At 72.4% G+C, this 24,393-nt stretch carries 20 protein-coding genes and 1 pseudogene; 15 read left to right on the top strand and 6 right to left on the bottom strand.

The window, feature by feature from the left end:
• The first annotated feature begins 27 nt into the window (after positions 1-27).
• The 5 genes from ACIGDI_RS17810 (at position 28) to ACIGDI_RS17790 (ending at position 6,794) form a co-directional block, all read left to right on the top strand.
• Positions 28-1,587: a PucR family transcriptional regulator gene (locus ACIGDI_RS17810; protein WP_399897194.1), complete on the top strand. Its 1,560-nt coding sequence runs from the start codon at positions 28-30 to the stop codon at positions 1,585-1,587.
• Between the two features lie 155 nt (positions 1,588-1,742).
• Positions 1,743-2,585 carry a nitrilase-related carbon-nitrogen hydrolase gene (locus tag ACIGDI_RS17805; RefSeq protein ID WP_399897191.1) on the top strand — a complete coding sequence of 281 codons (843 nt, stop codon included), beginning with the start codon at positions 1,743-1,745 and terminating at the stop codon, positions 2,583-2,585.
• A gap of 34 nt (positions 2,586-2,619) precedes the next feature.
• Positions 2,620-4,023 carry a dihydropyrimidinase gene (gene hydA / locus ACIGDI_RS17800; protein WP_399897188.1) on the top strand — a complete coding sequence of 468 codons (1,404 nt, stop codon included), beginning with the start codon at positions 2,620-2,622 and terminating at the stop codon, positions 4,021-4,023.
• An 11-nt stretch (positions 4,024-4,034) separates the two neighbouring features.
• Positions 4,035-5,054: a TIGR03842 family LLM class F420-dependent oxidoreductase gene (locus tag ACIGDI_RS17795; protein WP_399897185.1), complete on the top strand. Its 1,020-nt coding sequence runs from the start codon at positions 4,035-4,037 to the stop codon at positions 5,052-5,054.
• 213 nt (positions 5,055-5,267) lie between these two features.
• A complete protein-coding gene (locus tag ACIGDI_RS17790; RefSeq protein WP_272176695.1) occupies positions 5,268-6,794 on the top strand; it encodes an NCS1 family nucleobase:cation symporter-1 in 1,527 nt (508 codons plus the stop codon).
• A gap of 27 nt (positions 6,795-6,821) precedes the next feature.
• Here the strand turns inward: ACIGDI_RS17790 and ACIGDI_RS17785 are convergent, their stop codons facing one another.
• Positions 6,822-7,481 carry a hypothetical protein gene (locus ACIGDI_RS17785; protein ID WP_399897182.1) on the bottom strand — a complete coding sequence of 220 codons (660 nt, stop codon included), beginning with the start codon at positions 7,479-7,481 and terminating at the stop codon, positions 6,822-6,824.
• A 205-nt stretch (positions 7,482-7,686) separates the two neighbouring features.
• Positions 7,687-8,735 (bottom strand): annotated as a pseudogene (locus tag ACIGDI_RS17780) (carboxymuconolactone decarboxylase family protein).
• Positions 8,736-8,901: 166 nt separating this feature from the next.
• Here ACIGDI_RS17780 and ACIGDI_RS17775 point away from each other — a divergent pair.
• Positions 8,902-10,008 (top strand): sensor histidine kinase, encoded by a 1,107-nt coding sequence (locus tag ACIGDI_RS17775; RefSeq protein ID WP_399897179.1) that lies wholly within the window; start codon positions 8,902-8,904, stop codon positions 10,006-10,008.
• 250 nt (positions 10,009-10,258) lie between these two features.
• Positions 10,259-10,921, top strand: a complete 663-nt coding sequence (locus tag ACIGDI_RS17770; protein ID WP_399897176.1) for a response regulator — start codon at positions 10,259-10,261, stop codon at positions 10,919-10,921.
• A 42-nt stretch (positions 10,922-10,963) separates the two neighbouring features.
• On the opposite strand, the gene ACIGDI_RS17765 is transcribed toward ACIGDI_RS17770, so the two are convergent.
• On the bottom strand, positions 10,964-11,956 hold the full coding sequence (locus tag ACIGDI_RS17765; protein WP_399897173.1) for a phospholipase D-like domain-containing protein: 993 nt from the start codon (positions 11,954-11,956) through the stop codon (positions 10,964-10,966).
• A gap of 208 nt (positions 11,957-12,164) precedes the next feature.
• Here ACIGDI_RS17765 and ACIGDI_RS17760 point away from each other — a divergent pair, with 208 nt between their 5' ends.
• The 5 genes from ACIGDI_RS17760 (at position 12,165) to ACIGDI_RS17740 (ending at position 18,020) form a co-directional block, all read left to right on the top strand.
• Positions 12,165-13,994, top strand: coding sequence for a gamma-glutamyltransferase family protein (locus ACIGDI_RS17760; protein WP_399897170.1), 1,830 nt, complete (start codon positions 12,165-12,167; stop codon positions 13,992-13,994).
• A gap of 84 nt (positions 13,995-14,078) precedes the next feature.
• On the top strand, positions 14,079-14,945 hold the full coding sequence (locus ACIGDI_RS17755; RefSeq protein ID WP_399897167.1) for an inositol monophosphatase family protein: 867 nt from the start codon (positions 14,079-14,081) through the stop codon (positions 14,943-14,945).
• A gap of 110 nt (positions 14,946-15,055) precedes the next feature.
• Complete coding sequence (locus ACIGDI_RS17750) at positions 15,056-16,468, top strand: phytoene desaturase family protein (RefSeq protein ID WP_399897164.1); 1,413 nt, start codon at positions 15,056-15,058, stop codon at positions 16,466-16,468.
• Between the two features lie 67 nt (positions 16,469-16,535).
• A complete protein-coding gene (locus ACIGDI_RS17745; RefSeq protein WP_399897161.1) occupies positions 16,536-17,045 on the top strand; it encodes an O-acetyl-ADP-ribose deacetylase in 510 nt (169 codons plus the stop codon).
• 180 nt (positions 17,046-17,225) lie between these two features.
• Complete coding sequence (locus tag ACIGDI_RS17740; protein WP_399897158.1) at positions 17,226-18,020, top strand: hypothetical protein; 795 nt, start codon at positions 17,226-17,228, stop codon at positions 18,018-18,020.
• Positions 18,021-18,083: 63 nt separating this feature from the next.
• On the opposite strand, the gene ACIGDI_RS17735 is transcribed toward ACIGDI_RS17740, so the two are convergent.
• From ACIGDI_RS17735 to ACIGDI_RS17725, 3 genes are all read right to left on the bottom strand, one after another.
• Positions 18,084-19,937, bottom strand: a complete 1,854-nt coding sequence (locus tag ACIGDI_RS17735; protein WP_399897155.1) for a M1 family aminopeptidase — start codon at positions 19,935-19,937, stop codon at positions 18,084-18,086.
• 719 nt (positions 19,938-20,656) lie between these two features.
• Positions 20,657-21,607: a M56 family metallopeptidase gene (locus tag ACIGDI_RS17730; RefSeq protein WP_399897152.1), complete on the bottom strand. Its 951-nt coding sequence runs from the start codon at positions 21,605-21,607 to the stop codon at positions 20,657-20,659.
• Positions 21,608-21,659: 52 nt separating this feature from the next.
• Complete coding sequence (locus ACIGDI_RS17725; protein WP_272176706.1) at positions 21,660-22,085, bottom strand: BlaI/MecI/CopY family transcriptional regulator; 426 nt, start codon at positions 22,083-22,085, stop codon at positions 21,660-21,662.
• Positions 22,086-22,215: 130 nt separating this feature from the next.
• Between ACIGDI_RS17725 and ACIGDI_RS17720 the strand changes: the two genes are divergently transcribed.
• The 3 genes from ACIGDI_RS17720 to ACIGDI_RS17710 all read left to right on the top strand — a co-directional run bounded on the left by ACIGDI_RS17720 (position 22,216) and on the right by ACIGDI_RS17710 (position 24,388).
• Positions 22,216-22,881: a DedA family protein gene (locus tag ACIGDI_RS17720; protein ID WP_399897148.1), complete on the top strand. Its 666-nt coding sequence runs from the start codon at positions 22,216-22,218 to the stop codon at positions 22,879-22,881.
• Positions 22,878-23,495: a phosphatase PAP2 family protein gene (locus ACIGDI_RS17715; RefSeq protein ID WP_399897145.1), complete on the top strand. Its 618-nt coding sequence runs from the start codon at positions 22,878-22,880 to the stop codon at positions 23,493-23,495. The genes ACIGDI_RS17720 and ACIGDI_RS17715 overlap by 4 nt, the downstream gene beginning before the upstream one ends.
• A 125-nt stretch (positions 23,496-23,620) precedes the next feature.
• On the top strand, positions 23,621-24,388 hold the full coding sequence (locus ACIGDI_RS17710) for a phosphatase PAP2 family protein (protein ID WP_399897142.1): 768 nt from the start codon (positions 23,621-23,623) through the stop codon (positions 24,386-24,388).
• Positions 24,389-24,393: the final 5 nt, after the last annotated feature.

Genomic DNA, 24,393 nt, shown 5'->3' with positions numbered 1-24,393 from the left:
CCGTGCGCTGAGCAAGGGAAGACCCTGATGACCACCACCTTCGGGACCCTCGAACCCGCCCTGTCGGTGCGCCAGGTGCTGACCATGGAACGGGTGCTCGCCGGGGAGCCCGAGGTGGTGGCCGGCGCGGGCCAGCTGGACCGGCCGGTGCGCTGGGTGCACGTCGCCGAGGCACCCGACGTGGGCGTGATGCTCAGCGGCGGCGAGATGGTCCTCACCACCGGGGTGCTGCTCGCCGGCGACGAGGAGAAGCAGGCCGAGTACATCCGGTCCCTGCACCGGGCGGAGGCGTCGGCCGTGGTCCTCGGGCTCGGGCGCGCCTTCCCCGCGCCCCCGGACGTCATGCGCCGGGCCGCCGAGCGGTGCGGGCTGCCGATGATCGTGCTGCACCGGCCCTTCCCCTTCGCCGAGCTGACGGAGGAGGTCCAGGCCCGCCTGGTGCGGCGGAAGTTCGCCGCCGTCAGCCTGTCGGAGTCCGTACGGACCGCCCTGACCGGCCTCATCACCGCCGGCGCCCCGCTGCAACGCCTCCTCGACGAGGTCGCCCAGCACAGCGCCTGCCCGGTCGTCGTCACGAACCTCGCCCACCGCGTCCTGGCCACCGCCGGGGAACGGCCGGCCGTGGACGACGTGCTGCGCGACTGGGAGCGCATCGCCCGGCAGGCGGGCGGCAGCGAGGGCGACGGCTGGATCCGCGCCGAGCTGGGCGGGCGCGGAGAGCGCTGGGGCCAGATCGTGTTGTGCGGGCACCGGGGGGACACCGCCACCGGACGGCTGCTGGCCGACCGGGCGGCCGAGGCCCTCGTCCTGCACCGCATGCTCGGCGGCAACTCGGCCCACACCTGGGAGGAGCAGTCGGCGCAGAGCCTGCTGACCGACCTCGTCAGCGGGGTCGTACCGGCACGGCAGCTGCTGCCCCGGGCGCGGGCCGCCGGGCTTCCGGTCAACCGGCGCACCTTCGTGCCGCTGGTCGTCCGCGACGGCGAACCCGCCCAACTGGAGCGGGTGCTGCGGCTGTTGGGGCTGCCCGGTATCGTCGCCGAGCTGGCCGACGGAGCCACCGCAGTACTGCTGAGCCTGGCGCGGGACCAGGACGCCACCGTGCTCGTGGCCAACTTCGCGGCCCGCCTGCGGTCGGAGGCGGCCCGGACGGCCGTGGCCGCCGCCGACCCGCGCACCGCCTGGGACGACGTGCCCGCCGGGCTGCGCGAGGCCCAGCACGTCGCCGACGCCGTGGCGGACTCCTCGGCCGCCCTCGACCTCCCGGCCGTCGTACGCCTGAGGGACGTGCACCTGCGCGGCCTGATCCGGCTGCTGCGGGACGATCCGCATGTGCAGTCGTTCGCGGAGCGGGAGCTCGACGGGCTGCTGTGCTCGGCCGACGACGACCTGCTGTCGGTGCTGCGCACCTACCTCGCCACCGGTCGCAACAAGTCCCGCACCGCCCAGCTCCACCATGTCTCCCGGCCCGCGCTCTACCGCCGGCTGGAGGCCATACAGGGCCGGCTGGGGGTGGACCTCGACGACTTCGAGCAGGCGGCCTCGGTGCACATCGCGCTCCTCGCGCATGACGCGCAACAGGGGTGAAACATGCGACGACCTGGGAAAACGGCGGTGAAACATGGGCCCACGACAGGGTGACACCGTGACACGCGGCACCCCCGCAGACGTGACACCGTGCAACTCAAAGCCGGTTTCCGGACTTCCTACGCTTCTCGCACACCGAGCGACCGGAGGTCCCGATGAGCAGAGTGATCCGTGCCGCCCTCTTCCAGACCGCGTGGACGGGCGACAAGGAGTCGATGATCCAGGTGCACGAGCAGGCGGCCCGGGACGCGGCCGCGCAGGGTGCCCAGGTCCTGTGCTTCCAGGAGCTGTTCTACGGGCCCTACTTCTGCCAGGTCCAGGACAAGGCGTTCTACGAGTACGCCGAGGCGGTCCCGGACGGCCCGATCGTCCAGCGCTTCCAGGCGCTCGCCAGGGAGCTGGGCCTCGTCCTGATCCTGCCGATGTACGAGGAGGAGCAGCCCGGCGTCCTCTACAACACGGCCGCCGTGATCGACGCGGACGGGTCCTACCTCGGCAAGTACCGCAAGCACCACATCCCCCAAGTCCCGGGCTTCTGGGAGAAGTTCTACTTCCGGCCCGGCAACGTGGGCTGGCCCGTGTTCGAGACGGCGGTCGGCAGGATCGGCGTCTACATCTGCTACGACCGCCACTTCCCGGAGGGCTGGCGGGCGTTGGGCCTGGAAGGCGCGGAGATCGTCTTCAACCCCTCGGCCACCTCGCGCGGCCTGTCCCGCTACCTCTGGCAGCTGGAACAGCCGGCGGCGGCCGTCGCCAACGAGTACTTCGTCGGCGCGATCAACCGGGTCGGCGTGGAGGACCTGGGCGACAACGACTTCTACGGGACCTCCTACTTCGTGGACCCGGAAGCCCAGTTCGTCGGCGAGGTCGCCTCCGACAAGGAGACCGAACTCGTCGTACGCGACCTGGACCTGGCCAAGCTGCGCGAGGTCCGCGACCGCTGGCAGTTCTTCCGGGACCGCCGGCCCGACGCGTACGCCCCGATCACCGCCCCGTAACCGCATCAGTGTCGAGCACGGCAGGAGAGGGAGAATGAGCAGCCGCACCGTCATCCGTGGTGGCCTCGTCATCACCGCGTCCGACGAGATCCACGCCGACGTCCTGATCGAGGACGGCCGTGTCGCCGCCCTCGCCGCCTCCGGCACTCCTGCCGCCGAGGCCTTCGCCGCCGAGCGGACGATAGACGCCACCGGGAAGTACGTCATCCCGGGCGGTGTCGACGCCCACACGCACATGGAGCTGCCGTTCGGCGGCACCTTCGCCTCCGACACCTTCGAGACCGGCACCCGGGCCGCCGCCTGGGGCGGCACCACCACGATCGTCGACTTCGCCGTGCAGAGCGTCGGGCACTCGCTGCGCGAGGGCCTGGACGCCTGGCACGCCAAGGCCGAGGTCAACTGCGCGATCGACTACGGCTTCCACATGATCGTCTCCGACGTCAACCAGGAGACGCTCAAGGAGATGGACCTGCTCGTGGAGGAGGGCGTCACCTCCTTCAAGCAGTTCATGGCCTACCCCGGCGTCTTCTACAGCGACGACGGCCAGATCCTGCGCGCCATGCAGCGCTCCGCCGAGAACGGCGGCCTGATCATGATGCACGCCGAGAACGGCATCGCGATCGACGTGCTGGTGGAGCAGGCGCTGGCCCGCGGCGAGACCGACCCGCGCTACCACGGCGAGGTGCGCAAGGCCCTGCTGGAGGCGGAGGCCACCCACCGCGCCATCAGGCTCGCGCAGGTCGCGGGCGCGCCGCTGTACGTCGTGCACGTCTCGGCCATGGAGGCGGTGGCCGAGCTGGCGCGGGCACGCGACGAGGGCCTGAACGTCTTCGGCGAGACGTGCCCGCAGTACCTGTTCCTGTCCACCGACAACCTCGCCGAGCCCGACTTCGAGGGCTCGAAGTACGTCTGCAGCACACCGCTGCGGCCCAAGGAGCACCAGGCCAAGCTGTGGCAGGGGCTGAGGACGAACGACCTGCAGGTCGTCTCCACCGACCACTGCCCGTTCTGCTTCGTCGGCCAGAAGGAACTGGGCCGCGGCGACTTCTCGAAGATCCCGAACGGCCTTCCCGGTGTCGAGAACCGCATGGACCTGCTCCACCAGGCCGTCGTCGACGGGCACATCAGTCGCCGCCGCTGGATCGAGATCGCCTGCGCCACCCCCGCCCGGATGTTCGGCATGTACCCGAAGAAGGGCACCATCGCCCCGGGCGCCGACGCGGACATCGTCATCTACGACCCGAACGCCGAGCAGGTCATGTCCGCCGAGACGCACCACATGAACGTCGACTACTCGGCGTACGAAGGCAAGCGCACCACCGGCCGGGTCGAGACGGTCCTCTCGCGCGGCGAACCCGTCATCACCGAGCGGGAGTACACCGGACGCGCCGGACACGGCGTCTACACCCCGCGCTCCACCTGTCAGTACCTCAACTAGGAGTGGCGCTTATGGACTTCGGACTCGTCCTGCAGACCGACCCGCCGGCCTCGAAGGTCGTCAGCCTGATGAAGCGCGCCGAGCGCAACGGCTTCACCTACGGCTGGACCTTCGACTCGGCCGTGCTGTGGCAGGAACCGTTCGTGATCTACAGTCAGATCCTGGCGAACACCCAGAAGCTGACCGTGGGCACGATGGTGACGAACCCCGGCACCCGCACCTGGGAGGTCACCGCCTCCACCTTCGCCACCCTCAACGACATGTTCGGCAACCGCACCGTCTGCGGCATCGGCCGCGGCGACTCCGCGATGCGCGTCGCCGGCCGCAAGCCCAACACGCTGGCCCGCATCAGCGAGGCCATGAAGGTCATCCGGGCCCTCGGCCGGGGCGAGGAGGCCGACCTCGGCGGCGCGGTCGTCAGGTTCCCGTGGATCAAGCCCGGCGCCGAACTCCCCGTCTGGATGGCCGCGTACGGGCCCAAGGCCCTGAAGATGACCGGCGAGGAGGCCGACGGGTTCATCCTGCAGCTGGCGGACCTCTACCTGACGGAGTACATGGTCAAGGCCGTGAAGGACGCGGCCGTGGCCGCGGGCCGCGACCCCGCCGACGTCCGCATCTGCGTCGCCGCCCCCGCCTACGTCACCGAGGACGACTCGCCCGAGGCCCTCGCCCACGCCCGGGAGCAGTGCCGCTGGTTCGGCGGCATGGTCGGCAACCACGTCGCCGACCTCGTCTCCAAGTACGGCGAGCACTCCTCGCAGGTCCCGGAGGAACTCACCGACTACATCAAGGCGCGCGAAGGGTACGACTACTCCCACCACGGCCGCGCGGACAACCCCGACACCCAGTTCGTGCCCGACGAGATCGTCGACCGGTTCTGCCTCATCGGCCCCGTCGAGAGGCACATCGAGAAGCTCAACGCCCTGCGTGAGCTGGGCGTCGACCAGTTCGCCGTCTACGACATGCATGACGCCCAGGAGGCCGTGATCGACGCGTACGGCCAGAAGGTCATCCCCGCCGTCAACTCCTGAGCCTTCAAAGCCAGTTCCCACCCCCCCACTCCAGATCTCCCCTCCCCACCTCCCCGGGGAGGGGATGGCGGGGCCGGGGAGGGGCGGGCACGTCCCCACGCCGCCCGGCACGCACTCTCGGCGCACCGGACGACCCGGGAACCCACCCGCCCCTCCCCGGCCCCGCCGGCCCGCACGGCCTTTCCGGACCACCCCTCATCGATTGGCCTGCCCATGACCGACACCGCTCCCACGGCCATACCGCCGACCGCTCAAGTCACCCTCGCCGACGGGCGCGTGGAGATCGCGCCCGGGGCTCCGCTGCCCAGCGGCCCGTACGCGAACGAGGACCTGCTCCCGGTCCCGATCGAGAAGCGCACCTGGACCACGTACAACTTCTCCGCCCTGTGGGTCGGCATGGCCCACAACACGGCCTCCTGGACCCTCGCCTCCGGTCTGATCGCCGTCGGCATGGACTGGAAGCAGGCGGTGCTCACCATCGCCCTGGCCAATGTGATCGTGCTGGTTCCGATGCTGCTCACCGGGCACGCCGGGCCGAAGTACGGCATCCCGTTCCCGGTGTTCGCGCGTGCCTCGTTCGGCGTCCGCGGCGCCAACCTGCCTGCTGTGGTTCGGGCGTTGGTGGCCTGCGGCTGGTTCGGCATCCAGACCTGGATCGGCGGTGAGGCGATCTACTTCCTGGCCGGCAAGCTCATCGGCAACGGCTGGTCCGACGCGGGGAAGATCGGCGGCTACGCCTGGACGATGTGGCTGTCGTTCGCGATCTTCTGGGCGATCCAGGTCGCCATCATCTACCGCGGCATGGACACGATCCGCCGCTTCGAGAACTGGGCGGCGCCCTTCGTCATCGTCGGCGCGCTGGTGATGCTGGTCTGGATGAGCAACAAGGCGGGCGGCTTCGGCCCGTTGCTCGACCAGCCCTCCAAGCTCGGCTGGGGCGGCGACTTCTGGAAGCTGTTCTGGCCTTCCCTGATGGGCATGATCGGCTTCTGGTCCACCCTGTCGCTGAACATCCCCGACTTCACCCGCTACGGCCGGAGCCAGAAGGCCCAGACGTGGGGGCAGGCGCTCGGACTGCCCACCACCATGACGCTGTTCGCGCTGCTGTCGGTGCTGGTCACCTCCGGTTCGCAGAAGGTGTACGGCCAGGCCGTGTGGGACCCGGTCCAGCTCGCCGCCAAGACCGACAACGTCTTCGGCCTGCTGTTCGCCCTGGTGACCGTGCTGGTGGCGACCCTGTCCGTGAACATCGCCGCCAACCTGGTCTCACCGGCCTTCGACTTCTCCAACATCGCGCCCAGGAAGGTCAGTTTCCGGGCCGGGGCCCTCGCCACCTGCTTCATCGGCGTCCTGATCTTCCCGTGGAAGCTGTACTCCGACCCGCAGGGCTACATCTTCACCTGGCTCGGCCTGGTCGGCGGCCTGCTCGGCACGGTCGCCGGCATCCTCATCGCCGACTACTGGATCCTGCGCCGCGGAAAGCTGGACCTGGTCGACCTGTACCGCTCGGGCGGCCGCTACTGGTACGCGGGCGGCTGGAACTGGCGGGCCGTCGTCGCATTCGTGACGGGCGGTGTGCTGGCGATCGGCGGCGCGAGCTTCAAGCCGCTGATCGACGGACGGCCCATTCCGGCGCTGCAGCCGCTCGCCGACTACGGCTGGGCGGTGGGCCTGGGCACCTCGATGGCCCTCTACCTGGTCCTGATGCTGCTGCGCGGCCGACAGCGCCTGGAGGCCTGAAGCCTCCCGAAGGGCGGCCGGCGAACGCTACCGGCTGCCCTTCAGCGCGGTCACGGCGTCCTTCGCGGCCTTGATGGCACCCTTGTTGATCTCGTCCGTGCCGGGTGCCTTCTTCGTCTCGAAGTCACTGCCGTTGTAGGTGGTGACCACCAGGACGTTGGACACCTGGGCGATCACCACGCCCTCCCGGGTCTGCTGCTTGTCCTCGGTGGTGAGGTTCACCACCGAGTAGCCCGCGTCCCCGAGCCCCGGTACGGCGCCTCCGCCGCTCTTCTCCGCGGTCCTCTCCTTGTACTCCTTCTGCGCCGCCGCGTCGGAGTCCAGGACCTCGAAGGAGACGTCGAGCCAGCGGTAGTCGTAGCCCTTGAGGGCGTTCCAGGAGCAGGTGCGGCGCAGCTTCTCGTCGGTGGACTTGATCTCCTTCCCGGCCGTCTTGGCGCCCGGGACGAGCGACTTGACCGTCGCCGTGGCCACGCTGCCGCACGGAGCGGGGGCGGCGCTGTACGACTTGGTCGCCGCTGCCGCCGTCGACGGCGCGGAGGGCGTCGAAGTGCTCTTGTGCTGCGCCTCGTCGTGCCGGTCGGCCGGCGTCGCGGGACTGGACGTCAGCGCCCAGCCCATCGCGGCGAGCACGACGACGGGGGACAGGCGCGCGGTCAGAGCGAGCGGCAGAGGAAATTCACGCACGGGCACACTTCTCGGTGGGGGACGGTGTGCGGAAGGGGGTCCGCACTGCGGACGGAGCGCCAGTCTCACATGAGTCCCTGTGAGACGGAAGCGTCAACTCGCTCCGTGCTCGGGCGGTCACCGAGGCCGGTGCCGATGTGCCATGACCAACCGGACTCCGTCCGAACAAGCGACGACGATCCCCTCGTATGCGCATAAAACCCCTCTAAAAATGCCGGAATCGGATAAAGGGTTCACCTCTGGTCGTCGTCAATGGGGTGGCCTCCTGGGCGGCCGGCAGCGCGAGCGCGCTCTCGATGCGGTCCACGGCGGCGAAGGCGCCGTACGCGACGAGCCGGACCAGTTGCTCGTCGTTGTGCCAGGGCATGTGCCAGGCGGCCACGTCTTCGTCGGTGAGCCCGTACGGCGCGAGCGCGGCGAGCAGTGCCAGGCGCGCGCCGGGCCGCTCACGCCGGGTCGGGAAGCCGCGCAGGACGGCCGACGGGTGCTCGCCGTCCCAGTCCCGCAGGGCGTGGTGGACGAGGGCGCGTTCGTCCGGATCGAGGAGCTCGGCGCCGGTGCGGGCGGCCGCGCGCAGCGCCGCGTAGGCCGGGCCCACGGGGGAGCCGAGGGCCCAGTCCGGCCCGGGGCCGAGCGTGTCGAGCAGCGGCAGGGACGCTCCGGGCTCGGCCTCGCGGCGGACGGTGCGCCCCAGGGCGCGGCCCGCGAGGCTGCGCACCGCCCGGAACCGCTGGACGCCGCCCGGCATGAGCTGTTCGGACAGCAGCGCCGAGGCGACGCGGTTGATGAAGTGGAAGGTGAGCATGGTCCCCAGATAGGCGGGCGCGTGCTCCTCGGGGAAGGGGTACGGCCGCAGCGCGGCCCGCGGGCGCGGCTGGCGAGCCCCCAGTCGAGCACGCGCTTGTGCTCCTCGCTCTCCGGGTCGTCGCCGCGGGCCAGCCGCTCGGCCAGCGCGTGGTCGCCGGTCGCGTGCAGCAGCACGGTGTGCGCGTCGACGCAGAACGGGCAGTTGTTGGAGAGCGAGACCCCGAGCGCCGCCAGCTCCTTGCCGGTGCGGCTGCCGGGGCCGGCGATCAGCGACTCGCGCATCAACGCCCAGGCTGACACGAGGAGTTCGGGCGTCGAGGACAGGACCATGAAGGTTGCGGGCCGGTCGATGCCGAAGCCGGCGGCGATCTGCGCGTGGACCTCGGCGACCCGGCCGGTGGCCGACTTGGGCGACGGTGGCTGTGTGTACCTGAAGGGTGTGGACATGTACGGCAGCATGCGCGGCCGGGGCGGGCCCGGGCGTCGTCCCCGCGGAGGCACTTGGCGCTACGACGACGAGGCCGCCGGGGCCGCGCACTACTGCGTGGGGAGTAGCCGGGGAGCCGTCCACAGGGGTGACGCCGTTGTCGGCGCCGCCCTCTACTGTGCGTGCATGAGCGGGCACTTCACCACACGCAAGGGGCTCGCCGACGTGGCCCTCGCGGTCGTCGTCGGTGCTCTCGCCGTGACCACGGCAGCCTTCGGCCGGGACACCACGGCCGTCGACCAGGCCCTCGTCGTCCTGTCCTCGGCCGTCCTCGCGTTCCACCGCGTGGCCCCGCGCACGGTGGCGGTCGTCGCCGCGCTGTGCGGGGCCGGGTACGTGCTGCACGCGCACCCCGGCCCGCTCTCCGCCCTGCCGGTCTTCGTCGCCGTGGCCACGACGGCCAGTGCGGGACACCGGGGTTGGGCGGCCGCGGCCAGCGGGGTCTTCCTGGGAGCGTGGCTGGCGACGGGCCCGACGACGCACGACGTGGTCGAGCGGACGGCGCTGCTCGCCGGCTGGTTCCTGTGCGCCGTGGTCGCGGGACAGGCCGACCGCAACTGGCAGGCGTACCTCCGCCAGACCGAGCGGCGCGCGCTGGAGGCCGAGCGGACCAGGGAGGAGGCCGCCCTGCGCCGCGCGGGCGAGGAACGCCTGCGCATCGCCAGGGAGTTGCACGACTCGCTCACCCACAGCATCTCGATCGTCAAGCTCCAGGCGGGCGTCGCCGTCCACCTGGCGAAGAAGCGCGGCGAGGAGATACCGCCGGCGCTGCTCGCCATCCAGGACGCGAGCGGCGAGGCCATGCGCGAACTGCGCGCCACCCTGGAGATCCTGCGCTCCGAGGACGAGCCCACCGGCACCCCCGCGCTGCTGGTCGAGCGGGCCCGCGCGGCGGGCCTCACCACCGAACTCACGGTGACCGGGGAGGAACGGCCGCTGGCGGCCACGGTCGATCGGGCGGTCTACCGCATCGTGCAGGAGGGCCTGACCAACGCGGCCCGGCATGCGGGCCCGGCCAAGGTGAGCGTCCGGCTGGACTACGGGGGCGACGAACTGGCGATACGCGTCGAGGACGACGGCGCCGCCGACCCGGCCCGCCCTCCCGCCCCCGGCGTGGGCCTCACCGGCATGCGGGAACGCGTCACGGCACTGGGCGGCACACTGGACGCCGGCCCGCGCGCGGAGGGCGGCTTCGCGATACGGGCGCGGCTGCCGCTGGGGGAGGCGGGGTGAGGGGGGTGGGCTTGGGCCGGCCACTGGGGGAGGCGCGGTCAGCGGGGCCGGCTTCGGCGTTGGGCTCGGGCCGGCCGTTGGGGGAGGCGGGGTGGGCGGGCCGGCTTCGGGGTTGGGCTTGGGCCGGCCACTGGGGGAGGCGGGGTCAGCGGGGCGGGCTCGGGGGCGCGGGCGCGGCCGCCCATCGGGGAGGTCGGCCGGCCGGGGGTGGCGCGGCCCGACGAATCCCCCATGCCAAGGGGGAGTTGAGATGATCAGGGTCGCGCTCGTCGACGACCAGGCGCTGATGCGTGCCGGGTTCCGTGCCCTGCTGGACGCCGAGGACGGCATCGAGGTGGTCGGTGAGGCGGCGGACGGCGAGCGGGGTCTCGCCCTCGTCCGCGCGCACGTGCCCGACATCGCGCTGATCGACGTCCAGATGCCGGTGATGACGGGCATCGAGGCGACGCGGCTGATCGCCGCGGACCCCGCCCTGGCGGCCGTACGCGTGGTGATCCTCACCAACTACGGCCTCGACGAGTACGTCTTCGAGGCGCTGCGGGCGGGCGCCAGCGGCTTCCTCCTGAAGGACACCGAACCGGCCGACCTGCTCCAGGGCATCGAAGTCGTGGCCCGTGGCGAGGCACTGCTGTCCCCGTCGGTCACCCGCACGCTGATCGGTGAGTTCGTCTCCCGGCCGCCGGACCGGGCGACGGCACCCGGCCTGGACTGCCTGACCCGGCGCGAACGCGAGGTGACGGCCCTGGCCGCCCGGGGCCTGACCAACGAGGAGATCGCGGGGCACATGGTCATCAGCCCGTTCACGGCCAAGACCCACATCAGCCGGGCCATGACGAAGCTCGGGGCTCGCGACCGGGCTCAACTGGTCGTCTTCGCCTACGAGTCGGGACTGGTGGCGCCACGCCGGCCGTGAACGGTCACGCGCTCACGGCAGGCGGGCGCCGGTCCGGAGCCACTACGCCGCGGTACCGCCCGCGAAGTCGCCGGCGAAGGTGTTCTCGATGGTCGTGGCCACCGACTGCGCGACCCCGGTGCCCGTGAGGATGATGCCCAACTCGCGGTTGTTGGAGAGGGAGTTGCTGCTGATGTTCATGGAGCCCGCCTCCACCTCCTGGGTGGACAGGCCGTAGTCGGCGACCATGGCCTTGGCGTGGATGTAGAAGCCGTTGGGGTCGGAGTACCCGGCGACCTTGCCGCCCGCCGCCTTGATCGCGGACACCTGGCTGGAATAGCTGCCCGGCGTCTCCAGCACCACGCGCACGGTGACGCCGGCCTTCGCCCTGGCCACGATGGCGTTGACCACCGTGCTGTCGCTGAACTCCAGCTCCTCGACGTCGAGCGTCTTCGTGGCCGCGTTGATCACGGACAGCAGGCGGCTGCGGGAGTCGGTCGGCGACCACAGCAGGTGGTCGCCGTCGGTGGGCGTGACCGAGGTGCCGGCGTAGTCCGCGTTGAAGACCTTCTCGATGGCGGCGACGTCGCGGGTGTCGTCGGTGAAGACGCCGTAGTCGCGGCCGGTCGTGTAGTACTGCGAGGTCAGATTGCCGGTGAGGACCAGCGACTTGGTGCCGTCCACCGTGATCGTCTTCTGGTGGGTGTAGACGAAGCTCGACGGCGACCAGGCCACGCCCACGCCCGCGTTCGTCAGCGCGGTGTAGGCGGAGGAGTTGGCGGACTTGTGGGCCTGGTCCAGGACCACCCGGACGGTGACGCCCTTGTTCTCCAGGGCTATGAGGTCGTCGACCGCGGTGGTGTCCTCGAGCTCGTACATCGTCATGTCGAGGGAGGTGGTGGCCGAGTTGATGAAGTCGTAGATCGTGGGCTCGCTGCCGCTGAGCGAGAAGGCGAACGCGGTGTAGCTCGCGGCATTGGCGGGAACGGCGGTGGCGATCACCGCGGCACCGGCCGCCAGGGTCACGCCCGCACGGCGGAGGACCTTCGACAACATGCCCGACTCCTAGTCGAGTTGATGCCCGTGTGGGGGGTGGCGGGCGTGAGCATGACACCACGCGCGTAGAAACGCGGGGGTTGAGTACGGCTCATGAAGTGCCCGAGGGATCGCAAAATCTTCGTAGCCCCCTCGGACGGGTAGAGGCAGCCCCACAGGTGTGATCGCGCTCCGGAACGCCCGGGGTGCGCGAGCGGCGAGGTGAGAGATGCACTTCACGACCCGGCCGACCCTCCAGGGCACCCTCGGCATGGTGTCCTCCACCCACTGGCTCGCCTCGCAGTCCGCGATGGCCGTGCTGGAGGACGGCGGCAACGCCTTCGACGCGGCCGTCGCCGGGGCGTTCGTGCTGCACGTCGTCGAGCCGCACCTCAACGGCCCCGCCGGCGAGGTGCCGATCCTGCTCGCGCCGGCCGGCGGCGAGGTGCGGGTGCTGTGCGGACAGGGCATCGCACCCGCCGGGGCGAGCGTCGCCCACTACCGGGGACTCGGCCTGGACCTGGTGCCCGGCACCGGGCCGCTCGCCGCCGCCGTCCCCGGTGCCTTCGACGCCTGGATGCTGCTGCTGCGCGACCACGGGACGAAGCCCCTCGCCGACGTCCTCAAGTACGCCGTCGGATACGCCGAACACGGGCACGCGCCCGTGGAGAACGTCGGGGCGACCGTCGAGACGGTCCGCGAGCTGTTCGAGACGGAGTGGACCTCGTCGGCCGAGGTGTACCTGCCGGACGGGCGGGCCCCGCACCCCGGTGAGCTGCTGCGCAACCCCGCCCTCGCCGCGACCTGGAAGCGGCTGCTCGCCGAGGTCGCGGGCATCGGGGACCGGGTCGCCGAGATCGAGGCCGCGCGCGAGGTGTGGCGCTCCGGCTTCATCGCCGAGGCCCTGGTACGCCAGTCCGCGCGCCCCACCATGGACACCAGCGGCGAGCGCCACACCGGCACCCTCACGGCCGCCGACCTCGCCGGCTGGTCCGCCACCTACGAGAGCCCGGCGACATACGACTGGAACGGCTGGACCCTGTGCAAGGCGGGCCCCTGGAGCCAGGGCCCCGTCCTGCTCCAGCAGCTCGCCCTGCTCCCGGCCGAGCTGCCCGCGTACGGCTCCGCCGACTACCTGCACCTGCTGATCGAGGGCTGCAAACTCGCCATGGCCGACCGGGAGGCCTGGTACGGCGACGCCGCCGAAGTGCCGCTCGACGAGCTGCTGTCGGCCGAGTACAACGCCGCCCGGCGCGCGCTCGTCGGCGACCAGGCCTCGTACGAGCTGCGCCCCGGCAGCCCCGGCGGACGCGCACCGCGGCTCAGCGCGCACGCGCACGTGGTGGTCACCGACGAGCCGGGGTTCAGCCCCATGGGGGCGGGGGAGCCCACCGTGGCCAAGAGCCCGGCCTCACCGGTGCCCGGTGAGCCGCCCCTCTCCCCGGACGGCACCACCCGGGGCGACACCTGCCACCTCGACGTCGTCGACCGCTGGGGCAACATGGTCGCCGCCACCCCCAGCGGCGGCTGGCTGCAGTCCAACCCCGTCGTGCCCGAACTGGGCTTCCCGCTCGGCACCCGGCTGCAGATGACCTGGCTGGAGGAGGGCCTGCCGAACTCGCTCACCCCCGGCCGCCGCCCCCGCACCACCCTCACCCCCTCCATCGCCCTGCGCGACGGCGTTCCGGTGATGGCGTTCGGCACGCCCGGGGGCGACCAGCAGGACCAGTGGCAGCTGCACTTCTTCCTGGCCGTCGCACTGCGCGCGCCCGTCCGCGGCGGTCTCGACCTGCAGGGCGCGATCGACGCCCCGAACTGGCACAACGACAGCTTCCCGGGCTCCTTCTACCCGCGCGGCATGCGACCGGGAAGCGTGACCGTGGAGTCCCGGACGGGCGCGAACGTCGTCGGGGAGCTGCGCCGGCGCGGCCACCACGTCACCGTGGGCGACCCGTGGTCCGAGGGACGGCTCTGCGCGGTCGCACGCGATCCGCGCACCGGCATCCTGTCGGCGGCGGCGAACCCACGCGGGATGCAGGGATACGCCGTCGGCCGATGACCGGAATCCCCGATTTCACTCCGATTCCACCGGGCATCCACCGGCCGGGCGGGGATTGTCAGTGGCGCGTGTTCTCATGGAGTCATGATCGAAGACACGGAAACCAACGAAGAGTTTCTCGCCGGACACGAAGAGTTCCTCGCCAAGCACGCCGCCGACGTCGAAGAGGCGGTCCGCGCGGCCGCCGCGGCCGAGATCATGCCGCGCTTCCGCCGGCTCGCCGCCCACGAGGTCGACCAGAAGAACGGACCGCACGACCTGGTGACCGACGCCGACCGGCTCGCCGAGCGGTACCTCACCGAGACGCTCGGCGCCCTGCTGCCCGGATCCGTCGTGGTCGGCGAGGAAGCGGTGCACGCGAACCCGGCGACGTACGAGGCGATCGGCGGCGACGCCCCGGTCTGGATCGTCGACCCCGTTGACGGCACCCGCCAGTTCGTGCACGGCGACCCCGGCTTCTGCACGCTGGTCGCCCTCGCGCACCACGGGGTCCTGCTCGCCTCCTGGACGTACGCACCGGCCCGTGGACAGTTCGCCACCGCCGTGAGGGGCCGGGGCGCGTTCCTCAACGGCGAGCGCCTCCACGCCGGCTCGCCCGCGCCCGGCCGGGACCTCCGAGTGGCCACCTCCCACCCGGACTACACGACCGACGACCAGAAGCGCGCCCTGCTCGGCCTGTGGACCGACGGCGTGGCGCCGCGCGCGTGCGGCTCGGCCGGCCTGGAGTATCTCGCCATAGCCCGCGGCGAGTCGGACGCGACAGCCTTCTCCTGGGAGGCGGCCTGGGACCACGCCGCCGGCCTGCTGCTGGTCGAGGAGGCGGGCGGCGCCCACCTGACCCTCACCGGCCAGCCGTTCCGCATCACCGGGGGCAACGCCCTGCCGTTCACCGCGGCCCGCGACGCGGCCACGGCCCGCAGGGTGGTGGGGCTGCTGTCGGCCACGGCCTGACCCGAAGGACGGTCCCGGCGGGCGGTACCCGAGCCCCGGGGCTGTCAGACCCCCGGCATATCCTGATCCCCAGTGGCCATCGGCTGACGAAGGGGTCCGAGGTGCCGTCGATGCTCGATGCTGTCGTGGTGGGTGCGGGGCCGAACGGACTGACGGCCGCTGTGGAGCTGGCCCGCCGCGGCTTCTCCGTGGCCGTCTTCGAGGCCCGGGGCACCGTCGGCGGGGGCGCCCGCACCGAAGAGCTCACCCTGCCCGGCTTCCGGCACGACCCGTGCTCCGCCGCCCACCCGCTCGGCATCAACTCCCCGGCGTTCCGCGCCCTGCCCCTGGAGCGGTACGGCCTGAAGTGGCTGCACGCCGAGCTGCCCATGGCACACCCCTTCCTCGACGGCACCGCCGCCGTGCTGTCCCGCTCGGTCGCCGAGACGGCCGCGTCGTTCGGCTCCAGGGACGCGGGCGCGTACCGCAGGCTGGTCGCGCCGTTCCTGTCCAAGTGGGACACCCTCACGCGGGACTTCATGTCCCTGCCGCTCACCGCACTGCCCCGCGACCCGGTGACCCTCGCCCGCTTCGGGCTCGCCGGCCTGCCCCCGTCGACCTGGCTCACCCGCCGCTTCCACGACGAGCCGGCCAAGACCCTCTTCGCCGGCCTCGTCGCCCATGTGATGGCCCCCCTGAGCGGTGTCGCGACCGGCGCCATCGGTCTCGTCTTCGCGCTCGCCGCCCACGCGCGCGGCTGGCCCGTCGCCGAGGGCGGCTCCCAGTCCATCTCGGACGCCCTGACCGCCTACCTCAAGGACCTCGGGGGTCTGGTCCACACCGACTACGAGGTCAAGCGCCTCGACGACCTGCCGCCCGCGCGCGCCTACGTCTTCGACACCTCACCCACCGCCCTGGCCCGCATCGCGGGCTTCGGCCGCTACTACGAGAACTACAAGTACGGTCCTGGCGTCTTCAAGATCGACTACGCGCTGGACGGCCCCGTTCCATGGACCGCCGAACCGGCCCGGGCCGCCGGCACCGTCCAGATCGGCGCGGACAGCAAGGAGATCGGGGCCGCCCTGCGCGTGGCCTCCCGCGAGGGCAGGGCACCCGACCGGCCCTTCATGATCACCGTCCAGCCCGGCGTCGTCGACCCCACCCGCGCACCCGAGGGCAAGCACGTCTTCTGGGCGTACGCGCACGTCCCGAGCGGCTGGACGGGCGACCTCACGGACGTCATGGAACGTCAACTGGAGCGCTTCGCCCCGGGTTTCCGCGACCGCGTCCTGGCCCGCGCCACCGCCGGCCCGGCCGAACTCGCCGCCCGCAACGCCAACTACGTCGGCGGCGACATCGGCACCGGCGCGGTGGCGGGCCTGCAGACCCTGCTGCGCCCCAGGCTCACCCTGTTCCCGTACCACACCCCCCACCCGGCGGTCTTCATCTGCTCCTCGGCGACCCCACCCGGCCCGGGCGTACACGGCATGTCCGGCCACAACGCGGCGAAGGCGGTATGGCGCAGGCTGCGGCAGACGGGGTGATCCCACCCCGTACGGCCTCCTCGGTGCCGCCACCGGCGTCGGCCTGCTGTCGGGTATACAGGCAGCCATGACCAGCATCACGCTCGTCCGGGGCGACATCACGCAGCAGTCCGTCGACGCCGTCGTCAACGCGGCGAACTCCTCCCTCCTCGGCGGCGGTGGCGTCGACGGCGCGATCCACCGGCGGGGCGGTCCGGAGATCCTTCAGGAGTGCCGCAGGCTTCGCGCCTCGCACTACGGCAAGGGCCTGCCCACCGGCCGGGCGGTCGCGACGACCGCCGGCCGGCTGGACGCGCGGTGGGTGATCCACACGGTCGGCCCGGTCTGGTCGGCCACCGAGGACCGCTCCGACCTGCTCGCCTCCTGCTACCGGGAGTCGCTGCGGGTCGCCGACGAACTGGGCGCCGCGACGGTCGCGTTCCCGGCGATCTCCGCCGGCGTGTACCGATGGCCGATGGACGACGCCGCCCGTATCGCGGTCGAGACGGTGCGCGGGACGCCGACGTCCGTCGAAGAGGTGCGGTTCGTTCTCTTCGACGACGCGGCGTACGAGACCTTCGCCCGCCGACTAGGCTGACCCACCGCTGCCGTCCCTTGGCGTCTTAGCGCAGCCGCAGCCCGCTGACCAGCAATTTCCCAACTTGTTCAGGTTGCTTTCAGGCTGGTCGCGCCCTGGTGAAACTCATGCACCGGAAGCCCCAAAGCCATGGCAAAGACACCTGTGGCGCGGGCGGTTCACTGTGCCATCGTGCGCTGCATGACCACAGAGCACCTCCTCGACGACCGGCCACTCGTTCCCCTGCGCACCATGGCGAACAAGGTGCCGGAAGTCACCGTGTACTTCTGGATCGTCAAGGTGCTCACCACCGGAATGGGCGAGACCGCCTCGGACCTCCTGGCCCGTCTGCTCGGCCCGGTGCCCGCGGTCGCGCTCGGCGGCCTCGCCCTGACCGCCTCCCTGGCCCTGCAGTTCGCCGTCCGCCGCTATGTCGCCTGGGTGTACTGGACGGCCGTCGTCATGGTCAGCGTGTTCGGCACCATGGCCGCCGACGTCCTGCACGTCGGCCTCGGCGTGCCCTACCTGGTGTCCACGCCGCTCTTCCTCGCCGCGCTCGCCGCCGTCTTCGCCCTCTGGTACGCCGTCGAGGGCACCCTGTCCATCCACGGCATCCGCACCCGCCGCCGGGAGGCCTTCTACTGGGCGGCCGTCCTCGCGACCTTCGCCCTCGGCACCGCTGCCGGGGACCTCACCGCGACCGTCGGCTTCGGCTACCTCGGTTCGGTGATCCTCTTCGCCGTCGCGATCTGCGTGCCCGCCGTCGCCCACCGCGTCGCGGTCCTCAAAGCGGTGCCCGCCTTCTGGACGGCGTACGTCATCACCCGTCCCCTCGGTGCCTCCCTCGCCGACTGGATGGCCCTCGGGCACACCCGGGGCGGCCTCGGTCTGGGACTGGGCCCGGTCACCCTCGCCTGGACCGCCGCCATCGCCTGCTTCGTCGGCTACCTGGCCCTCTCCCGCCGCGACACGCCCGGCGGCGGCACGGCGATCTGACCCGACGCGCGAGAGGCTGCCGGCCCGCGGAGGACCGGCAGCCTCGTCACGTGGTCACCGCGCTCACCCCTCGATGCGGTGCGTGCTCCAGAACGACGTCAGGTCCGTGGTCGTCGCGGCCTGCGCAGCCGCCTTGAACTCGGCCGTGGTCGAGACGCCGTACCAGTGCGAACCGGCGTAGTCCTTCAGCAACTTGGTCATCGCGGTGTCGCCGATCAGCCGGCGCAGGTCGTGCAGGGCGCACTTGCCGTAGCCGTAGACGACGGTGGAGTAGCGGGAGGAGTGGGCGTCCCAGTACGCCATGGAGTTGGTGATCTTCTCCGCCGAGGACGCCCAGGAGACGCCGTCCCAGCAGCTGGTGCCGGTCTTGCCGAGGGCGAGGTCGGTGGAGTAGTCGGTGAACGCCTCGTCCAGCCAGGGGCTGTTGTACTCGTCGTCGCCGACGATGCCGTACCACCACTGGTGGCCGATCTCGTGGGTGAGTGCGGTGGTGCTGACGAGGTCGAGGACGAAGCCGGGGTACTCCATCCCGCCGAACCAGTAGTTGTTGTCGATGACGGCGTCCAACTCGCCGTAGGGGTAGGCCCCGAAGCGCGCGGCGTGGGCGTCGACGGCCGTCTTCGCCGTGCTGAGCATCGACTGGGCGTCGGAGGAGCTGATGCCCGACACGGAGTAGACGTTGATCGCGGTGCCGGCGGACGAGGTCCCGGAGATCTTGCTGAACGGACCGGCCGCCCACGCGAAGTCACGCACCTTGGAGGCGGTCGCCGTGGTGACGGTGCGTCCGCTGGAGCCGGGGGTGTCGACCGAGGTGCCGGTGGCCGGGACCAGCAGGCTGCTCGGGTGGTCGAGGGTCACCTTGAAGTCGGCGGCCAGGGAGTAGAACGACTCACCGTTGTCGGTGTACGGGTCCAGGTGCCAGCCGGAGCCGTCCTTGACCGCGAGGACGGGCAGCGCGTTGCCGATGAAGCTGAACGCCCCGTCGTGGCCGAACCGGTCGGCGCCGCTGGGCACGGTGATGCCCAGGTCGAAGCCGATCGTGGCGGACTGCCCCTGCGCCAGGGGTGCGGCCAGGGTGACCGGCAGGGCCGTGCAGCCGACGGACGGCGAACCGGCCGTACCGCCAGTGACGTTGGTGACCGTGATCGGCATCGCGTCGCAGGTGCCGTGGTAGTTGTCCCACAGCCGCAGGTACACCTCGCTCAGCGCCGTCGAGGAGGCGTTGGTGAAGGTCGCGCTCTCGTGGCCTGTCCAGACGGTGCCGCCGGTGTTGCTGCTCAGGCTGACGGTGTACGAGGGTGCGGCCGGCGTCCGCGTCGAGTCGCCCGGCGGGGTCGTGCCGCCCGAGGTGTCGAGGGCGACGTCGTCGAGGACGAAGCTGGTCTGGAGGCTGGAGTCCTCGGTGCCGGTGAAGGCGAGGGCGACCGTCTGGCCGGCGAAGGACGAGACGTCGAGGGTCTTCTTCACGTACCCGGTGTTCTTGTCGAGGTTCGAGTACGTGGCCAGGGTCGTGCCGCCGATCTTCGCCGTCAGCTTGTCGTAGGCGGTCGAGGAGGTCGTCTCGGCGGTGTCGATGTGCAGCCAGAACGACAGGGTGGCGGTGGAGCAGCCGGACGGGATCGTGACGCTCTGGGAGAGCGTGTCGGTGTGGGTGGCGCCGGTGCCGTCCAGCCAGGCGTAGCTCGTGCCGCCGTGCGGGGTCTCGCCGGAACGGCTGGTGATCACGCTCGTGGACGACTGCGTCCACGGTGAAGTGCCGCTCTCGAAGCCGCCGTTGGCGACGACCTGGGCCGGGGTGCAGGCGGCCGCGGCATCGGACGCGGCGGTCGCCGGACCGGCGGGCAGAAGGGACACCGCGGCCAGCGCGGTGACGGCGAGGGCGCGCACGGCGACGGATCTGTGGGGGATGGTTCTCACGCGTGACTCCTTTACGGCGGCCGGGGTTGCGGCCTGCTCGGCGACCGCCAGCCCGGCTGGGGTGCGCCGGGGGCGGCCTTGGACTGCGTGCATCGAACGATTGACGGGAGCATGCCACGCAAATCCCTCTGTGAACCCCCTGTGCGGCAGCGGTTCCTTGGATCTGCCGGGCCGTCGGCACAACGGCCCGCGCCGACCGCCGGTCGCGTCGACGCTGTCCGTGTCGACTGTGGGCCGAGTGGCCGCTGCCCGCGTCGACCGCTGCCCGTGCGGCCGCCTGTCGCGTAGGCCGCCGGCCGTGCGACCGCCTGACGGGTGGATTGCCGCCTGCGCACCGTGCGACCGCCGCCCACAACGACCGCGCACGCCTGCGGGAGGGGCCCGGCGGGAGCGGGTGCCAGCAGCGAGCCGACAGCCTCCTGGGCGCGGACGTCCCAGTCGCGCCCGCCCACCGGCGGCGCGGTCGGCCGGGCGGTGTGTCTGTCAGTCGCTGCGGGGCCTCGCCCCCCGGCGCCGACGTCCCGGGCCGCGCCCGCCGACCGGCGTGGCGAACTCCGCGGGCGGTCGTCGCGGGTCGACGCAGTTCGTCGGCTGGTGCGTCTGTCAGCCCCCGTGGGGGAGAGGTGGCGGGGTCTCGCCCCGGCCGCGGCCGCCGACCGGCGTTGCGAAGGCCGTGGAGGGCCGTCGGGCGGTAACGCGATTCGCAGGCCCGGTGTCCGTCAGCCGCCGTGTGTCGAGAGGTGGCCGGTTTCGCCCTGGGCGGTCTCGATGCCGTTGTGGAGGTCGGTGGCCGCTTCCAGGGCCGCGGCAGCCGAGAGGGTGACGCAGGCGAGGAGCAGGCAGGCCAGGGCGCGGGGGAGGACCCGGCCGACGGGCGCGGAGCGGTTCAGCAGGGCGGTGACACGGCGGGGGACCGGGCCCGCGGTGGCCGTCAGGGACAGCCGTGGCCGGGGCGCGGTGCCCGCCGCGCCGGCGGCGAGCGCGGCGCGGCCCACCGCGCGGGCGGTCAGGGCGCGGTCGCCGGTCGCCCGCGCGGCGGACTCGTCGGCCCAGCGCTCCAGGGCGTACGACAGCGGCGCGCGCAGGCCGCGCAGGGCGGGATGCAGCGCAACGGCCAGCTCCGCGCCGGCGAGGAAGAGATGGTGGCGGCCGACGAGATGGGCGCGCTCGTGCGCGAAGAGCACCTCACGCTCCCGGGCGCTGAGGGCGCGCAGCATCCCGGTGGTCACCACGATGCGGCCGGGCCGGCCGGGCAGCGCGTAGGCGTCGGGGCGGGTGTCGGGCCGCACCCACAGGTCGCCAGCGCCCGGCTCGTGCCCGCACTGGCGGTGGGCGGCGCGCAGTTCCCGCAGATGGCGGCGGGCCCGCCAGGGCACCAGCACGCCCAGGCCGGCCAGCGCGAGGGCGGCCAGGACCGCGGCCGGCACGGTGGCGGGCGAACCGTCGCCGAGCAGGTGCGGGGAGAAGTGGCCGAGCGCCGCCACGAACGGCAGCCGCAGGGCGCCGTCCAGCGCGAGCAGCGCCAGTGCCGCCGTACTGGAGCCGGCGAGGACCAGCGCCAGGGCGGTCAGCGCCCACGCGGCCGTCCGCGGCGGCAGCAGCTCGGCGCCGCGCCGGGCCACGGGCACCGCGAGCAGCGGCACCAGGAGCGGGAGCCACACGGCGTACATCACAGGGTTCCTCCAGAGGCCGCCGCGGCGCCGGACGAGTCCGGGCGGCCGGTCACGCGGTGTCGTCCGGGCCCGCGGCGCCGTCGGCGAGCAGACCGCGCAGCAACCGCTCGTCCTCGGGGCTCAGGTCGGACACGAAGCGGGCGAGGACGGTGCCGCGGTCCTGGTCCTTGTCGAGTTCGGCGTGCATACGGCGGGCGGTGAGACCGGGGGAGTCCTGGGCCGGGGCGTAGGCGTAGCCGCGCCCGGAGCGGGCCCTGGTCACCACGCCCTTGGCGTGCAGCCGGGTGAGAATCGTGGTGACGGTGGTGCGGGCCAGTCCGTCGCCGAGTTCCAGCTGGACGGCGCCGGGGGTGAGCGGACCGTCGGCCGCCCACAGCGCGGCCAGGACGCTCGCCTCCAGCTCGCCCGCCGGCCGTCGTTCCGGGCGCCCGTCGTCCGGGCCGTCGAACGGCTCGTCAATCTGCCCGTGGGGCATGGGAACGCTCCTCGACACTTATTCGTCTACAGTTCAGTAGTCGGTCTACAGGACTGTAGTCGCTCGGCACGGGCCGCCGCCCGCTCCGTCCACCTTCAGTATGAGTTCCAGTATGAGAGGGGTCGCCCGCATGGCAGCTGCCCAGTTCGCCGTGACCCAAGCGGTGAACGTCCTGGACGCGGGGTCCCTGCTGTCCGCCTTCGGCGCGCTCGGCGTCGCCGCGGTGCTGTTCGCCGAGACCGGCCTCCTGGTCGGCTTCTTCCTGCCCGGGGACTCGCTGCTGTTCACGGCGGGCCTGCTGTGCGCGAACGGCGTCCGCGGCTCGGTGCACCTCTCGCTCGGGCAGGTGCTGCCGGCGGCCGCGGTGGGAGCCCTGCTCGGGGCCCAGGCCGGGTACTGGATAGGGCGTCGCGGAGGCCGTGCGCTGCTGGCGCGCAGCAGGGCGAGGAAGCTGCACGAGGGCGCGGCCCGGGCCGAGGAACTGCTCGCGCGGTACGGCCACGCGAAGGCCGTCGTGCTGGCCCGCTTCGTGCCGGTGGTGCGCACCGTGCTGAACCCGCTGGCCGGCGCGCTGGACGTGCCGGTGCGGACCTTCACGCTCTGGCAGGTGGTCGGCGGCCTGGTGTGGACGGTCGGTCTCGTGCTCGGCGGCTACGCCCTGGGCTCCTCGGTGCCGAACGTCGACCGCTACCTCCTTCCCATGGTCGCCGTCGTGGTCCTCGTCTCCTTGACGCCGATCGCTCTGGAGGCACGCCGCGCGCGTGCCCGCCGCGCCTCTTCGGAGGTCTCCTCATGACTCCTCTCGCCTTCGGCGGCGCCTCGGTCGACGGCGGCTTCTACCTCTGGATCACCCACCTGGCCCGCGACACGCCGCACGCCGTGGACACCACGGTCGCCGTCTGGTCCGACTACGGCCTCGCCCTGTTCGGCGTGCTGATGCTCGCCGCCTGGTGGCGGGCCCGCGGCGCGGGGCAGGCCCGGATGGTCCGGTCGCTGGCGGCCCCCGTGATCGTCGTGCTCTGCTACGTCGTCGACGTCCTGGTCAAGTCGGCCGTCGCCGAGAACAGACCCTGCCGCACGCTGCACACCGTCACCGTCGAGGCGTGCCCGGCGGTGGGCGACTGGTCCTTCCCCAGCAACCACGCGGTGATCGCCGGTGCCGCGGCGGTGGTGGTGGCCCTGACGGACCGGGCACTGGGCCGGATCGCGGCCGTGGCCGCCGTACTGATGGCCGTCTCCCGGGTCTGGATCGGCGTGCACTATCCGCACGACGTGGCGGTGGGGCTCGCGTTCGGCGCGCTGCTCGCGTGGCCGCTGATGCTGCTGGCGGACCGCGCGGCGCCCTTGGTGGAGCGGGCGGCCGGGACCCGGTTCGGTGAACTGGTGACGGGCGCGCAGAGCGGTGGCTGACCGTATGGCGCAGCCGGGTCGGCCGGAGTCGCCGACGAGTGCGGCCGCTGGTGCGAGGGAGCCGGGCGCGCGGTTCCCGCGCACGTGAGAGGAGTTGTCGTGGGCGTTCGCGTCGAAGGACCCGCGTGAGTGAGGCGCGGCAGGCGGTGCGGTCCGGGACGGTCTGGACCGGAGTCCTCTGTGCCGCGCTGTTCGGATGCCTCGCGATCCTGGTGGGCGTACGGCACGGCGCCCCGCTGCCCGGGGACGGGGCCGTGCACACGTGGGCCCTCCGGCACCGGCCACCGGTCGCGCAGGCCCTCGCACGGGGCATCACCGCGACCGGAACGGGAATCTGGCCGTACCTGATCGTCACCGCGGCCGGGCTGATCGCGGGGCGTGACGCCCGGGAGCGGTTGAGAACCGTGCCGTGCGCCCTGGCCGTGCTGCTCGTCGGGCAACTGGTGCGGGGAGCGGTGATGGAGTCCATCGCGCGGGCCAGACCCGACGCCGCCGACTGGGCGGCGTACGCCTCCGGGTACGCCTTCCCCTCCGGCCACACCACGACCTCCGCCCTCGCCGCGGGCCTGCTCTGCTGGGCCGTCACCCGCCGCGCGCGCCCCGACCTGGCGCGTTCGACCTGTGTGCTCGCGGTGTGCTGGGCGGCCGCCGTCGGAGCGACCCGGGCCTACCTCGGCGTGCACTGGGCCAGTGACGTCCTCGGGGGCTGGCTGCTCGCCACCGCCTGGCTGAGCCTGTGCGCTTGGGGCCTGACCCGCTGGCGGCCGCAGTGGTGGCGGCCGGGCGGCAACTCCGGTACCGCGCCGCGCGACGCCGAACCGCCCCGGACGCCCGCGGCGCCCTCCCGGCCCTCACCGGAACCCCCGCCCGCGCCGACGTCCCCGGAGGACTGACCGCG

The sequence above is a fragment of the Streptomyces sp. NPDC085900 genome, assembly GCF_044540925.1.
Taxonomy (GTDB): domain Bacteria; phylum Actinomycetota; class Actinomycetes; order Streptomycetales; family Streptomycetaceae; genus Streptomyces; species Streptomyces gilvifuscus.
This window is presented reverse-complemented; position numbering and strand designations above follow the sequence as displayed.

Bases quoted from the DNA above. Each gene is read 5' to 3' on its own strand.
- ACIGDI_RS17810 (WP_399897194.1), top strand. From the start codon at position 28: ATGACCACCACCTTCGGGACCCTCGAACCCGCCCTGTCGGTGCGCCAG.
- ACIGDI_RS17805 (WP_399897191.1), top strand. From the start codon at position 1,743: ATGAGCAGAGTGATCCGTGCCGCCCTCTTCCAGACCGCGTGGACGGGC.
- hydA (WP_399897188.1), top strand. From the start codon at position 2,620: ATGAGCAGCCGCACCGTCATCCGTGGTGGCCTCGTCATCACCGCGTCC.
- ACIGDI_RS17795 (WP_399897185.1), top strand. From the start codon at position 4,035: ATGGACTTCGGACTCGTCCTGCAGACCGACCCGCCGGCCTCGAAGGTC.
- ACIGDI_RS17790 (WP_272176695.1), top strand. From the start codon at position 5,268: ATGACCGACACCGCTCCCACGGCCATACCGCCGACCGCTCAAGTCACC.
- ACIGDI_RS17775 (WP_399897179.1), top strand. From the start codon at position 8,902: ATGAGCGGGCACTTCACCACACGCAAGGGGCTCGCCGACGTGGCCCTC.
- ACIGDI_RS17770 (WP_399897176.1), top strand. From the start codon at position 10,259: ATGATCAGGGTCGCGCTCGTCGACGACCAGGCGCTGATGCGTGCCGGG.
- ACIGDI_RS17765 (WP_399897173.1), bottom strand. From the start codon at position 11,956: ATGTTGTCGAAGGTCCTCCGCCGTGCGGGCGTGACCCTGGCGGCCGGT.
- ACIGDI_RS17760 (WP_399897170.1), top strand. From the start codon at position 12,165: ATGCACTTCACGACCCGGCCGACCCTCCAGGGCACCCTCGGCATGGTG.
- ACIGDI_RS17755 (WP_399897167.1), top strand. From the start codon at position 14,079: ATGATCGAAGACACGGAAACCAACGAAGAGTTTCTCGCCGGACACGAA.
- ACIGDI_RS17750 (WP_399897164.1), top strand. From the start codon at position 15,056: ATGCTCGATGCTGTCGTGGTGGGTGCGGGGCCGAACGGACTGACGGCC.
- ACIGDI_RS17745 (WP_399897161.1), top strand. From the start codon at position 16,536: ATGACCAGCATCACGCTCGTCCGGGGCGACATCACGCAGCAGTCCGTC.
- ACIGDI_RS17740 (WP_399897158.1), top strand. From the start codon at position 17,226: ATGACCACAGAGCACCTCCTCGACGACCGGCCACTCGTTCCCCTGCGC.
- ACIGDI_RS17730 (WP_399897152.1), bottom strand. From the start codon at position 21,607: ATGTACGCCGTGTGGCTCCCGCTCCTGGTGCCGCTGCTCGCGGTGCCC.
- ACIGDI_RS17725 (WP_272176706.1), bottom strand. From the start codon at position 22,085: ATGCCCCACGGGCAGATTGACGAGCCGTTCGACGGCCCGGACGACGGG.
- ACIGDI_RS17720 (WP_399897148.1), top strand. From the start codon at position 22,216: ATGGCAGCTGCCCAGTTCGCCGTGACCCAAGCGGTGAACGTCCTGGAC.
- ACIGDI_RS17715 (WP_399897145.1), top strand. From the start codon at position 22,878: ATGACTCCTCTCGCCTTCGGCGGCGCCTCGGTCGACGGCGGCTTCTAC.